Below are 13,393 nucleotides of genomic sequence, written 5' to 3' on the forward strand. Positions count from 1 at the left end.
CCCTGGAGGTTCCCCGCCGTGCCCTCGCCCGCCAACCTGCTGCCGCAGGCCGCGTCCACCACAGACGACGCCGCCGAGAGCGTGACGAACGCCGCCAGCTTCGTCGAGGAGAACTGGGCCACCTGGCTGAGCATCGGCCTGCGGATCCTGCTGATCATCGTGATCGCGGTGGCGCTGCGCAGCGTGGTCCGCAAGGCCCTGACGAAGCTGATAAGCCGGATGAACACCAGCGCGGAGGCCGTGGAGGGCACGGCGCTGGGCGGGCTGCTGGTCAATGCCGAGCGGCGGCGCCAGCGGTCGGAGGCGATCGGCTCCGTGCTGCGTTCGGTGTCCTCGTTCCTGATCCTCGGTACGGCCGCGCTGATGGTGCTGGCGGCGCTGAAGATCGACCTGGGGCCGCTGCTGGCGAGTGCCGGTGTGGCCGGTGTGGCGATCGGTTTCGGTGCCCGCAACCTGGTGACCGACTTCCTGTCCGGCGTGTTCATGATCATGGAGGACCAGTACGGCGTGGGCGACAAGATCGACGCCGGGGTGGCCTCCGGCGAGGTGATCGAGGTCGGTCTGCGCGTGACCAAGCTGCGCGGCGACAACGGTGAGATCTGGTACGTCCGCAACGGCGAGATCAAGCGCATCGGGAACCTGAGCCAGGGCTGGGCGACGGCGGGCGTGGCCGTGCAGGTCAAGCCGACGGAGAACCTGGCGCACATCCGCGAGGTGGTCCAGGGGGTCGCGGACACCCTGGCGAAGGAGAGCCCGTGGGACGAGCGCCTGTGGGGGCCGGTGGAGGTGCTGGGCCTGGACGAGGTGCTGCTGGCCTCCATGACGGTGAAGGTGTCGGCGAAGACCATGCCGGGCCAGCAGTTCGCGGTGGAGCGCGAGCTGCGCTGGCGGATCAAGGACGCCTTCGACGCGGCCGGCATCCGGATCATCGGCGGGGCGCCGGCCCCCGGCGAGGACGAGGCCCCGGCGGACCCGGCGGCGGCCGTCGCGGCGCCCTCGGCGCTGGCCAACCCGGCCTCCCCGCAGTCCCTGGCCACCGCCCCGATACCGCCGGCACCCGCGCCGGGGGTCCGGCTGCCCAAGTAGGGGCCGCCACCCCGCGCCCTACGCTGCCCCGCCGGTCCGTTCCGGCGGGGCAGCGGCATTGACAGGCCTCCGAAGCCAATAGGAAACTTACCTAACAGTCTCCTCGGTGAGGGAGGGACCCCGCCATGCCCGCCGCCACTCCGGGAACGCCCAGCCTGCTGCGCGCCATGAACGACCGCGCCGCCCTGGAGCTGCTGCTGGTACACGGCCCCCTGTCCCGGACCCGGATCGGCCACCTCACCGGGCTGTCGAAGCCCACCGCCTCCCAGCTGCTCGCCCGGCTGGAGGCCGCCGGGCTCGTCGTCGCCACCGGCACCGACGGCGGCCGCCCCGGCCCCAACGCCCAGCTGTACGCGCTCAACGCCCGCGCCGCCCACGTCGGCGGCCTCGACGTGACCCCCGACCGGGTGCTCGCCGCCGTCGCCGACCTGGCCGGCACCGTGGTCGGCGGCTTCGAACTCCCCTACACCGAGGGCGCCGACGCCGTCGGCCAGGTCACCCGCGCCCTCGGCGGAGCCCTGGAGGACGCCGGGCTGACCCTGCCCGACCTGCACCGCCTGGTCATCGCCACCCCCGGCGCCTTCGACCCGCGCACCGGGCGGCTGCGCTACGCCAGCCACCTCCCCGGCTGGCACTCCCCCGTCCTCCTCGACGAACTGGCCGCGGCCCTGCCCCTGCCGGTCGAGTACGAGAACGACGTCAACCTCGCCGCGGTCGCCGAGCAGCGCTTGGGCGCGGCCCGCGGCCACGAGGACTTCGTCCTGCTGTGGAACGAGGAGGGCCTCGGCGCCGCCCTCGTCCTCGGCGGACGGCTGCACCGCGGCTGGACGGGCGGCGCGGGCGAGGTGGGCTTCCTGCCCGTGTCCGGCCACCCCCTGGTCCGCCAGGTCAGCCGGGCCAACACCGGCGGCTACCAGGAGCTGGCCGGCGTACAGGTGCTGCCCGCGCTCGCCGCCGCGGCCGGGATCGACCCCGGCCGCGCCCCGGCGGCCCCGCACGCCGCGCAGGTGGCCGCCGGGGCCGAGCTGCTGCGGCGGGCCGCCGCCGAGCCGGAGGGCGCCCACCTGGCCTTCCTCCGGTCGTACGCCACCGCCCTCGCGACCGGTCTCGCCTCGCTGGTCGCCGTACTGGACCCGGAGATCGTGGTCCTGTCGGGCGCCCTGATCGCCGCGGGCGGCGACCCGCTGCGCGCCCTGCTGGAGGACGAGCTCGCCGAACTGGCCCCCTCCCGGCCGCGGCTGGTCACCGGAGAGGTGCGCGAGCGCCCCGTGCTGCGCGGCGCGCTGGAGAGCGCCCTGACCGCCACCCGCGAGGAAGTCTTCGACACCTCGCGCTGACACCTCCCTCCGGCACCTCCCGCCGACACCCCCAGCCCGCCCCTCCCCTCATCCGGGGTTCTCCCCCAGAGAGCGAGCACCGCCATGCCCCGAGCCGCACGCCTGACCACCACCGCGGCCGCCCTAGCCGCCATATCCGTGCTCGCCACCGCCTGCACCGGCCAGAGCGGCGCCGCCGCCGACGATCCGAAGGCCGACGTCACCATCGCCTTCTGGCACGGCTGGTCCGCGCCCTCCGAGGTCAAGGCGATCCAGGACAGCATCGACCGCTTCGAGAAGGCCCACCCGAACATCAAGGTCAAGGCCACCGGCAACATGACCGACGACAAGATCAACCAGGCGCTGCGCGCGGGCGGGGCCAAGGCCCCCGACGTCGTCTCCTCCTTCGCCACCGACAGCGTCGGCAAGTTCTGCAACTCCGGCGCCTTCGCCGACCTGAACCCCTTCATGGAGAAGTCCGGGATCGACGGGGCGAAGGTCTTCCCCGCGACCCTGCTGGAGTACACGCGGTACAAGGGCAACCAGTGCACCCTGCCGCTGCTGCACGACGCCTACGGCCTCGTCTACAACAGGACCGCGTTCACCGCCGCCGGGATCACCGAAGCACCGGTGACGTGGAGCGAGTTCGCCGAGGTCGCGCAGAAGCTCACCAAGCCCAAGGGCGATTCGTACGAGCAGCTGGGCGTGATGCCCACCTTCCACGGCTACGAGACCACCCCCATGCGGCTGGCCGCGCAGTGGAGCCCCGCCTACTTCACCGCCGACGGCAAGTCGAACCTGGCCGGCGACCCGGCCTTCGCCAAGATGCTGACCGCGCAGAAGGACCTGGTGGCCAAGCTCGGCGGCTACGAGAAGCTGGAACGGTTCCGCGCCGGCTTCGGTGACGAGTGGAGCGCCGAACACCCCTTCCACAAGGGGCTCGTCGCCATGCAGATCGACGGCGAGTGGCGCCCGGCCATGGCCAAGGAGGCCGGCGTCCCCTTCGAGATCGGCACCGCCCCGCTGCCCGTGCCCGACGACCAGCGGGCCGACTACGGCAAGGGCTACCTCTCCGGCACCATCATGGGCATCTCCTCCGCGAGCCCGAAGCAGAACGCCGCCTGGGAGCTGGTGCGGTACATGACCACCGACACCGACGCCGTCGTCGCCTTCGCCAACGCCATCCACAACATCCCGTCCACGCTGGCCGCGCTGCGGTCGCCGCAGCTCCAGGTGACCCCCGAGTCGAAGACGTTCCTCGACATCGCCCGGCACGCGAAGTCGAACACCACCCCCGCCCGGGCCGACGGCGGCGCCTACCAGCTGACCTTCCAGGACTTCGCGTACGCCGTCGAGAAGGGCGACGTCCCCGACCTCGCCGCCGGGCTCGCCAAGACCGACCGGCAGATCGACACGGACATCGCGAAGGCCGAGTAACCCCGATGACCCCGGCCGCGGACACCCCGCGCACCCCCGCCCTGCGGGCCAGACACCGGCGCGCCGCCCTGCGGACCCTCGCCTTCCTGTCGCCCTGGCTGATCGGCTCCGCCGTCTTCTTCGCCTACCCGCTGCTGTCCACCGTCTACTTCTCCTTCACCCGCTACGACGGCTTCCGGCCCCCGGTCTTCAACGGCCTGGACAACTGGAGCTACGTCTTCACCGACTATCCGCTCTTCTGGCCGGCCATGCGCAACACCCTGTGGCTGGTCGTCGTCATGGTGAGCTGCCGGGTCGTCTTCGGCCTCGGCGTCGGGCTGCTCGTCACCAAGGTCAAGACCGGCGCCGGCCTCTTCCGGACCCTGTTCTACCTGCCCTACCTGGCCCCGCCCGTGGCCGCGACGCTGGCCTTCGTCTTCCTCCTGAACCCCGGCACGGGCCCGGTCAACACCCTGCTGGACGCCGCCGGGCTGCCCGCGCCCGGCTGGTTCACCGACGCCGGCTGGTCCAAGCCCGCGCTCACCGCCCTCGCCCTGTGGGGCACCGGCGACCTGATGGTGATCTTCATGGCCGCGCTGCTCGACGTACCGAAGGAGCAGTACGAGGCCGCCCAGCTGGACGGCGCCGGGGCCTGGGCCCGCTTCCGGCACATCACCCTGCCGAACATCTCCCCCGTCGTGCTGTTCGCCGTGGTCACCGGGGTCATCCAGGCCATGCAGTACTACACGCAGCCGACGGTCGCCTCGAAGGCCGCCGCCGGGATCATCGGCGGCTCGGGCCAGCAGACCGAGCCGGGCTACCCCGGCAAGTCCACGCTGACCCTCCCCCAGACCGTCTACCACCTCGGCTTCCAGCGCTTCGACTACGGCTCCGCCTGCGTCCTGGCCCTGGTGCTGTTCGCCCTCTCCATGGCCTTCACCGCGCTCCTGATGCGCCGCCGGGGCGGACTGACCGGAGCGGGTGACTGACATGCGCGCACACCGCCGCAAGGCCGTACTGCACTGGGTCGGGGTGCACTCCCTGGCCGTCGCCGCCGCCCTGTTCTTCGTCCTCCCCTTCGTCTTCCTCCTCCTCACCTCCCTGATGAGTGACCAGCAGGCACTCACCCGCGAGCTGTGGCCGCGCACCTGGGAATGGGGCAACTACGCGCAGGTCTGGCACACCCCCGGCTTCCTGACCTGGTGGCGCAACACCCTGCTGTACGCCGGGCTCGGGACGGTGCTCACCGTGGTGTCCTCGGTGCCCGTCGCCTACGCCCTCGCCAAGTTCCGCTTCCGCGGACGGCGCACCGTACTGCTCCTGGTGATCGCCACGATGATGCTGCCGCCGCAGGTGGTCGTCATCCCGATGTACCTCTTCTGGGCGAAACAGCTCGACCTGTCCGGCACCCTGTGGCCGCTGATCGTGCCCCTGGCCTTCGGCGACGCGTTCGCCGTCTTCCTGCTGCGGCAGTTCCTGCTGACCATCCCCGACGAGTACCTCGACGCGGCCCGCGTCGACGGCTGCGGCGAGGTCCGCACCCTGCTGCGCGTCGTCGTGCCCATGGCGAAGCCGGGGATCGCGGCCGTCGCCCTGTTCCAGTTCTTCTACGCCTGGAACGACTACTTCGGCCCGCAGATCTACGCCTCCGACAACCCGGCCGCCTGGACCCTCAGCTACGGCCTGGAGTCCTTCAAGGGCGCGCACCACACCAACTGGAACCTGACCATGGCGGCGACGGTGCTCGTCATGGCCCCGGTGATCGTCCTCTTCTTCTTCGCCCAGAAGGCGTTCGTCGAGGGAGTCACCCTGACCGGCGTGAAAGGCTGATCCCGATGAAACTCGCAGTGGTGGGCGGCGGTTCCACCTACACGCCCGAGCTGGCCGACGGCTTCGCACGGCTGCGCGACACCCTGCCCGTCAGCGAACTCGTCCTGGTCGACCCGGCCGCCGAACGGCTGGAACTGGTCGGCGGCCTGGCCCGGCGGATCTTCGCCCGCCAGGGCCACCCCGGGCGCGTCACCACCACCTCCGACCTGGACGCGGGCGTCGCCGGCGCCGACGCCGTGCTGCTCCAGCTGCGCGTCGGCGGGCAGGCGGCCCGGCTGCAGGACGAGACGTGGCCGCTGGAGTGCGGCTGCGTCGGCCAGGAGACCACGGGTGCGGGCGGGCTCGCGAAGGCCCTGCGGACCGTACCGGTGGTCCTCGACATCGCCGAACGGGTCCGCCGGGCCGCCCCCGACGCCTGGATCATCGACTTCACCAACCCGGTCGGGATCGTCACCCGCGCCCTGCTCCGGGCCGGGCACAAGGCCGTCGGGCTGTGCAACGTCGCCATCGGCTTCCAGCGGAAGTTCGCCGGGCTGCTGGACGTGCCGCCCGTCGAGGTCCACCTCGACCACGTCGGCCTCAACCACCTGACCTGGGAACTCGGGGTCCGGCTCGGCGGCCCGGACGGCACCGACGTGCTGCCGAGGCTGCTGGCCGAGCACGGGGACGCCGTCGCCGCCGACCTGCACCTGCCCCGGGCGCTGCTGGACCGGCTCGGCGCGGTGCCCTCGTACTACCTGCGCTACTTCTACGCCCACGACGAGGTGGTCCGGGAACTCGGCGAGAAGCCCTCCCGGGCCGCCGAGGTCGCCGCGATGGAGCGGGAACTCCTCGCCCTGTACGCCGACCCCGCGCTCGACGAGAAGCCCGCACTGCTGGCCAAGCGGGGCGGGGCCTTCTACTCCGAGGCCGCCGTCGACCTCGCGGCGGCCCTGCTGGGCGGTGGCGGGCCGTCCGTCCAGGTGGTCAACACCCGCAACGGCGGCACTCTGCCGTTCCTGGCGGACGACGCCGTGATCGAGGTGCAGGCACGGGTCGACGGCGGCGGCCCGGTACCGCTGGCCGCGCCCCGGCTCGACCCCCTGTACGCCGGGCTGGTCGCGCACGTCAGCGCGTACGAGGACCTCGCCTTGGACGCGGCCCTGCGTGGCGGCCGCGAGCGGGTCTTCAAGGCCCTGCTGGCCCATCCGCTCGTCGGACAGCACGACCTGGCCGAGGGGCTCGCCGACCGGCTCCTCGCGCACAACAAGGAGCACCTGCCGTGGGCGTAGCCGCCTCGCCCGCCTGCGCCGTCGTCGCGATCGACGCGGGCAACAGCAAGACCGACGCCGCGATGGTCGCCGCCGACGGCACGGTCCTCGGCACCGGGCGCGCCGGGGGCTTCCAGCCGCCCGTGTCCGGTGTGGAGGCGGCAGTGGACGTCCTCGCGGAGGCCGTCGCGGGGGCGGCGGCGGCCGCCGGGCTGCCCGGGGTGCCGCGCGCGGCCCGGGTCTCGGCCTGTCTGGCCAACGCCGACCTGCCGGTGGAGGAGCGCCGGCTCACGGAGGCGGTGGCGGCGCGGGGCTGGGGCGCGGCCACCGAGGTGCGCAACGACACCTTCGCGATCCTGCGGGCGGGCGCGGACGGCCCGCTGGGGGTCGCCGTGGTCTGCGGGGCGGGCATCAACTGCGTGGGCATGCTGCCCGACGGGCGGACCGCCCGCTTCGCCGCCCTCGGGCAGATCTCCGGGGACTGGGGCGGCGGGGGCGGCCTGGCCCAGGAGGCCCTGTGGTGGGCGGCCCGCGCCGAGGACGGGCGGGGCGGGCCGACGGCCCTGGCGGCGGCGCTGCCGGGGCACTTCGGGCTGGCTTCGATGGCGGCGCTGATCGAGGCGCTGCACCTGGGCGGGCTGGACCGGGGGCGGCTGCACGAGCTGGTGCCGGTGCTGTTCGCGGTGGCGCGGGCGGGCGACGCGGTGGCGGCGGCGCTGGTGGAGCGGCAGGCCGAGGAGGTGGTGGCGCTGGCGTCGGTGGCGCTGGAGCGGCTCGGCCTGCTGGAGCGGGAGGTGCCCGTGCTGCTGGGCGGCGGTGTGCTCGCGGCCCGGCACCCCGCGCTGAACGGCCGGATCGGGGAACTGCTGGCCGCCCGCGCCCCCCTGGCCCGGCTCTCGGTGGTCACGGCCCCGCCGGTGCTGGGTGCGGCCCTGCTGGGCCTGGGACGCGCTGGGCGCGCCGGCCGGGGCGATGGCGAGGCTGCGTGCCCGGTTCGGGTGAACCCGGGCCGTGGGCGCGCGTGTCCGGAACCACGGGGGCCGCTGCGGCGTATTGACGGTGAAGGGTGACGGGGGAGGCGGCCGGGTGCAGGAGCCGGGGCGGCGGCCCGAGGTCCGGGAGGGGGTCCGGGAGGGGGATCGTCCAAGATCGGGCACCGGGTGCTGTGGTCGGGCGCCGCTACGTCCATACTGCTGCGGAGCAGAGGGACCGAGGGGGAGGTCACGGTGGCCATCACGACACGCGCGTCCGCGCCCGGGGGCGGTACCTCCGGGGCGCCCGCCGGGCCGGACGGGAGACCGTCCGCGCCGCCGGGGCGCAGTACGGCCTGGGCCGAGGGCGTGGAGCGGGTGCGCGCCGCGGCGACGACCGAGCCGGGCCGGCTGCGGATCATCGGCGCGGTGCTGGCCGCCCTGGTCGTGCTGTTCGGCGCGGTCGCGGTGTGGGAGGTGTCCGGACGGGCCACCGCCGCGGAGGACGTGGTGGGCCGCAGCCAGCCGCTGAGCGCGGACGCCGCGAGCATCTACCGCTCCCTCGCCGACGCCGACACGGCCTCCTCCAGCGGCTTCCTCGCGGGCGCCCAGGAGCCCCGGGAGGTCCGCCAGCGCTACGAGAAGGACATCGCGAACGCCTCCCGGCTGCTGGTGAGTGCGGCCGCCAACACCGGGGCCGGCGGGGAGTCCCGCAAGGAGATCGCGCTGCTCGGCGAGCAGCTGCCCCGGTACACCGGTCTGATCGAGCAGGCCCGGGCCACGAACCGGCAGGGCCTGCCGCTGGGCGGCGCCTACCTGCGCTACGCCAACGAGCAGATGAGCACGGTGCTGCTGCCCGCGGCGCAGCGGCTGTACGAGGCGGAGACGGGGCGGCTGTACACGGACTACGACGAGGCCCGGTCCTGGCCGGTGGCGGCGACGGGCGCGGGCGTGCTCGCGCTGGGCGCCCTGGTGTGGGCGCAGCGCCGCAACTACCGTCGTACCAACCGGGTCTTCAACCACGGGCTGCTGGCGGCGACGGCCGCGGCGTCGGTGGTGCTGCTGTGGCTGACGGTGGGGCAGTCGGTCGCGCGGGCGGGGCTGGGCGAGGCCCAGGCCGACGGCCAGGAGTCCCTGAAGGTGCTCAACGACGCGCGGATCGCCTCGCTCCAGGCGCGGGCGAACGAGAACCTGACGCTGATCGCGCGGGGTGCCGTACTGGCCGAGGACAAGAAGTCCGACAAGTACGACGTGGACTACGAGAAGAACATGAAGCAGCTCGACGCCGGGCTGGCGCGGGCGCTGCGGCTGGCCGACGACGCGAGCGGCCGGGAGCCGGTCTCGAAGGCCGTCGAGGGTGTGGCGCAGTGGAAGCAGCGGCACGCGGCGGCCCGGGACGCCGACATGAAGGGCGATTACGAGCAGGCCCTGCCGCAGGTCATCGGGGACGCGGCGCACAAGGACAGCAGCGGGGCCTCGTTCGATACCGTGGACGCCTCCCTGGAGCGGGCCGTGGCCCATGAGCAGAAGCAGTTCACCCTGGCCGCCCGGGACGGACTCGGCGCGCTGGGCGGGCTGGTGACGGGCTCGGCGGTGCTGGCGGTCGCCGGCGCGGCGGCGGCCCTCCTCGGCATCGGCCGCAGGCTTTCGGAGTACAGGTGAGATCGATGCGGATACGAGGCACACGGGTGCGGGGCGCGGCGGGCCGGCTGCGCGGCTGGGGCGGGGTCAGCGCGATGGCCGCGGCCTGCGCGGTGACGGCCGCGGCGGTGCTGCTGCCGCTGGCCGGGGCCTCGCCGTCCGACGGTTCCGGGGCGGTCCACGATCCGGCTTCGGTGACGGTGGTCCCGTACGCGCCGGCCGACACCTGCCAGGACCCGGAGGCCAGTCTGCGCCCGTCGGGGCTGGACGGCCCGGCGATCGAGCGGATCCGCAAGGCGGGCAAGCTCGTGGCGGGCGTGGACCAGAACAGCTTCAAGTGGGGCTACCGCAATCCCGACGGCCACCTGGACGGTTTCGACATCGACCTGGTCAAGGCGATAGCGAAGGACATCCTGGGCAACGAGGACCTGGTCATCTACCGGGCGATCCCGACCAGTCAGCGCGTCCCGGCGCTCCAGGAGGGCCGGGTCGACATCGTGGTGCGGACCATGACGATCAACTGCAAGCGGCTGGAGGACGTCGCGTTCTCGACGGCCTACTTCGAGGCGGGCCAGCAGGTGCTGGCCCCCAAGGGCTCGCCGATCACCGGGTACGACGCCTCGCTGAAGGGCCGCCGGATCTGCACGGCGGCCGGCTCCACGGCGGAGGCGGCCCTGAAGTCCCAGTCGTACGGGTCGGTCGGGGTGTCGGTGGCGAACCAGCTGGACTGCCTGGTGCGGCTCCAGCTGGGCGAGGTGGAAGGGATCATCACGGACAACGCGCTGGCCGCCGGGCAGGCGGCGCAGGACCCGTCGGTGCAGCTGGTCGGGGCGCCGTTCACCCGCGAGTTCTACGGGGTGGCGATGAACAAGGACGCCTCCGACCTGGTGCGCCGGGTGAACAAGGTGCTGGAGAACTATCGGGCGGGCGGCGAGCAGAGCCCGTGGGCGACCTCGTACCGCAAGCACTTCGAGGACGTCCTGCCGAAGGCGAGCGTGCCGCCGGCGCCCAAGTACCGGGACGGCTGAGGCCCATGGCGGATTCGGAGCGGTACGTGAGCGAGCGGGGCGAGCGGGGCGAGCGGGGCGGGCTTCATGCGGGCGGGGACCGTGCGGGCGGGTTCCGTGCGGGCCGGCCGGGTACGGGGGCCGCGCTGATGGACCGGGACGACGTGGACCGGGCGCTGGCCCGTCTGGGCGCGGAGCACGAGGCCGTGGAGACGTCCCTGCTCGCGCTCCAGGACCACGCGGGCCGGCGGCTGCTGGAGGGCGCCGCGCTGAGCGGGGTCACCAAGGAGCGGTGGGCCGCCGCGGATGCGGCGGTGACCCGGCTGTGGACGTACTTCGACGCGTACAGCGGGGCGCTCGCCGCGGCCCGGGAGATCCGCGAGCGGCGCCGCTGGCCGAGCCGGGAGGACCTGGCGGAGCTGACGGAGCGGCTGCGCGGGCCCGGGGTGACGATCGCCGGGGCCGGCGCGGAGGGCGTGGCGCTGGCGGAGCGCTTCTCGCTGGCCGAGCTGGTGTCCCGGATGAACGAGCTGTACGCGGCCTCCCTGGACGTGGTGGTCGCCGCCGACGCGGTGTGGTCGGCGCTGCCCGCGCGGATCGACCTGCTCGCCGCCGAGCTGCACCGCACGCGTTCGCTGGCGCACTCGGTGGGGGTCCGGCCGGGCGAGCACCCCTCGGGGGACGACCTGGAGGAGATCACCGCGGAGCTGGCGGAGCTGCGGGAGGCGGTGATCGCCGACCCGCTCGCCTTCTGGGTGCCGTCGGCGGGCAGTTCCGCCCCGGGCGGGGGCCGTCCGGACACCGCCCGCTACGACCGGGCGGCGCGCGCGCTGGACGACGTACGCCGTGAGGTCGAGGCGGTCCTGACGGTGCGGCAGGACGCCGAGCAGCGGCTGATCGCGGTGCGGGACCTGCTGTCGCGGGCGGACCGGACCCTGGCGGAGGCGCGGACGGCGCGCGGCGAGGTGCTGGCGAAGATCGCGGCGTCGGAGGTGCCGGCGGTCAGCGGTCCCCCGACGGCCCTGCAGGAGCAGCTGGCGGCGGCGGCCGAGTACCGGCGGCAGTCGCAGTGGCACCGGCTGTCCCCGCTGCTCGACGCGCTGGAGGACCGGGCCGAGGAGGAACTGCGGCGGGCCCGTGAATCGTTGACCGCGGTGACGGCGCCGCTGGCGGTCCGGGCGGAGCTGCGCGGGCGGCTCGACGCGTACAGGGCGAAGGCGGCCCGGCACGGGCTGGCGGAGGACCCGCTGCTGATCGAGCGGTACGACGGGGCCCGGCGGATGCTGTGGAGCGCGCCCTGCGACCTGCGGGCCGCCGAGCAGGCGGTGTGGCGCTACCAGCAGGCGACGGCGGAGGCGCTGGCGCCGCAGGACCACCGGCCCGGACGGCCGGGGGAGGAGGAGGCATGAGCCTGATCGGATCGCCCTGCCTTCGTCCGGGCTGCCCGGGGTCGTACGAGGACATGGGGGGCGGCGAGGTCTACTGCGACACCTGCGGGCTCGCGCCGGTGGGCGCGGTCGCGGCGGGCGCGGAGGAGCTGGTGTCGCCGCCGACGGGGATGACGAGTGCCGCCCGGCAGGGCGACTCCCGGGGTTCGGCGGGTTCGCGCGGTTCGGGGCGCTCCTCGGCGTCGGCCCGTTCGTCGCGGTCCTCGCGGTCCTCGTCCTCGCGGCGTTCGGTGTCGGGACGGCTGTCGCGCGCGCTGCCCGGTTCGGTGTCCACCCGGTCGGTGTCGGTGCGCAGTTCGGGCTCGCCGGCGTCCTCGTCGGGGCGCAGCCGGCTGGGCGCGGGGCTGGTCAGCGTCCCGGAGGTGCCGCGTCCGGATCCTTCGGCGGCGGTGCTGGAGAACCCGGAGGTGCCCGAGCGCAAGCGGTTCTGCTCGCGCTCGGACTGCGGTGCGCCGGTGGGCCGGGCGCGCGGCGACCGGCCGGGGCGCACGGAGGGCTTCTGCACCAAGTGCGGGCACCCGTACTCGTTCGTGCCGAAGCTGCGCGCCGGGGACGTGGTGCACGGCCAGTACGAGGTGGCGGGCTGTCTCGCGCACGGCGGGCTCGGCTGGGTCTACCTGGCGGTGGACCGGGCGGTGTCGGACCGGTGGGTGGTGCTCAAGGGACTGCTCGACACCGGGGACCAGGACGCGATGGAGGCCGCGATCTCCGAACGGCGCTTCCTCGCGGAGATCGAGCACTCGAACATCGTGCGGATCTACAACTTCGTGGAGCACCTGGACCAGCGGACGGGTTCGCTCGACGGGTACATCGTCATGGAGTACGTGGGCGGCAAGTCGCTGAAGGAGATCGCCAACGAGCGGCGGCGGCCGGACGGCCGGCGCGATCCGCTGCCGGTGGAGCAGGCGTGCGCGTACGGGATCGAGGCCCTGGAGGCGCTCGGGCACCTGCACAGCCGGAACCTGCTGTACTGCGACTTCAAGGTCGACAACGCGATCCAGCAGCAGGACCAGCTGAAGCTGATCGACATGGGCGCGGTGCGGCGGATGGACGATGAGGAGTCGGCCATCTACGGCACGGTGGGCTACCAGGCGCCGGAGGTGGCGGAGCTGGGGCCCTCGGTGGCCTCGGACCTGTACACGGTGGCGCGCACGCTGGCGGTGCTGACGTTCGACTTCCAGGGCTACACGAACGTGTTCGTGGACTCGCTGCCGGATCCGGAGCACATCGAGGTGTTCCAGCGGTACGAGTCCTTCTACCGGCTGCTGGTGCGGGCCACGGATCCGGATCCGGGGCGGCGGTTCGCGTCGGCGCAGGAGATGGCCGACCAGCTGACGGGTGTGCTGCGGGAGGTCTCCATCTGCAGACGGGCCGGCCTCGGCCGTGGCTGTCGCCCCCCACTAGGCCGGAGCTGCGGGTTCCGGACAC

At 73.8% G+C, this 13,393-nt stretch carries 11 protein-coding genes; all 11 read left to right on the forward strand.

Annotation, left to right across the window (positions count from 1 at the left end; genetic code table 11):
- Positions 1-18 precede the first annotated feature (18 nt).
- Positions 19-1,086, forward strand: coding sequence for a mechanosensitive ion channel family protein (locus tag SSNG_RS12040; RefSeq protein ID WP_007264099.1), 1,068 nt, complete (start codon positions 19-21; stop codon positions 1,084-1,086).
- Positions 1,087-1,211: 125 nt separating this feature from the next.
- Positions 1,212-2,423, forward strand: a complete 1,212-nt coding sequence (locus tag SSNG_RS12045; RefSeq protein ID WP_007264100.1) for an ROK family transcriptional regulator — start codon at positions 1,212-1,214, stop codon at positions 2,421-2,423.
- An 84-nt stretch (positions 2,424-2,507) separates the two neighbouring features.
- Positions 2,508-3,839, forward strand: a complete 1,332-nt coding sequence (locus SSNG_RS12050) for an extracellular solute-binding protein (protein WP_007264101.1) — start codon at positions 2,508-2,510, stop codon at positions 3,837-3,839.
- 5 nt (positions 3,840-3,844) lie between these two features.
- Positions 3,845-4,807 carry a sugar ABC transporter permease gene (locus SSNG_RS12055; protein ID WP_007264102.1) on the forward strand — a complete coding sequence of 321 codons (963 nt, stop codon included), beginning with the start codon at positions 3,845-3,847 and terminating at the stop codon, positions 4,805-4,807.
- A gap of 1 nt (position 4,808) precedes the next feature.
- Complete coding sequence (locus tag SSNG_RS12060; RefSeq protein WP_128636935.1) at positions 4,809-5,648, forward strand: carbohydrate ABC transporter permease; 840 nt, start codon at positions 4,809-4,811, stop codon at positions 5,646-5,648.
- A gap of 5 nt (positions 5,649-5,653) precedes the next feature.
- Complete coding sequence (locus SSNG_RS12065) at positions 5,654-6,919, forward strand: 6-phospho-beta-glucosidase (RefSeq protein WP_007264104.1); 1,266 nt, start codon at positions 5,654-5,656, stop codon at positions 6,917-6,919.
- 62 nt (positions 6,920-6,981) lie between these two features.
- Positions 6,982-7,968 carry a BadF/BadG/BcrA/BcrD ATPase family protein gene (locus SSNG_RS12070; protein WP_128637438.1) on the forward strand — a complete coding sequence of 329 codons (987 nt, stop codon included), beginning with the start codon at positions 6,982-6,984 and terminating at the stop codon, positions 7,966-7,968.
- A gap of 270 nt (positions 7,969-8,238) precedes the next feature.
- Positions 8,239-9,531: a hypothetical protein gene (locus SSNG_RS12075; protein ID WP_128636936.1), complete on the forward strand. Its 1,293-nt coding sequence runs from the start codon at positions 8,239-8,241 to the stop codon at positions 9,529-9,531.
- Between the two features lie 5 nt (positions 9,532-9,536).
- The gene (locus SSNG_RS12080; RefSeq protein WP_206731291.1) at positions 9,537-10,538 is read left to right on the forward strand and encodes a glutamate ABC transporter substrate-binding protein; all 1,002 of its coding nucleotides are present in this window, start codon (positions 9,537-9,539) and stop codon (positions 10,536-10,538) included.
- A 128-nt stretch (positions 10,539-10,666) separates the two neighbouring features.
- Positions 10,667-11,926 carry a hypothetical protein gene (locus SSNG_RS12085; protein ID WP_042800897.1) on the forward strand — a complete coding sequence of 420 codons (1,260 nt, stop codon included), beginning with the start codon at positions 10,667-10,669 and terminating at the stop codon, positions 11,924-11,926.
- A 149-nt stretch (positions 11,927-12,075) separates the two neighbouring features.
- Positions 12,076-13,393 (forward strand): serine/threonine protein kinase (locus SSNG_RS12095; protein WP_241695225.1); only part of this gene is annotated, 1,318 nt, incomplete at its 3' end.

Source organism: Streptomyces sp. C, from assembly GCF_000158895.1.
Taxonomy (GTDB): Bacteria; Actinomycetota; Actinomycetes; order Streptomycetales; family Streptomycetaceae; genus Streptomyces; species Streptomyces racemochromogenes.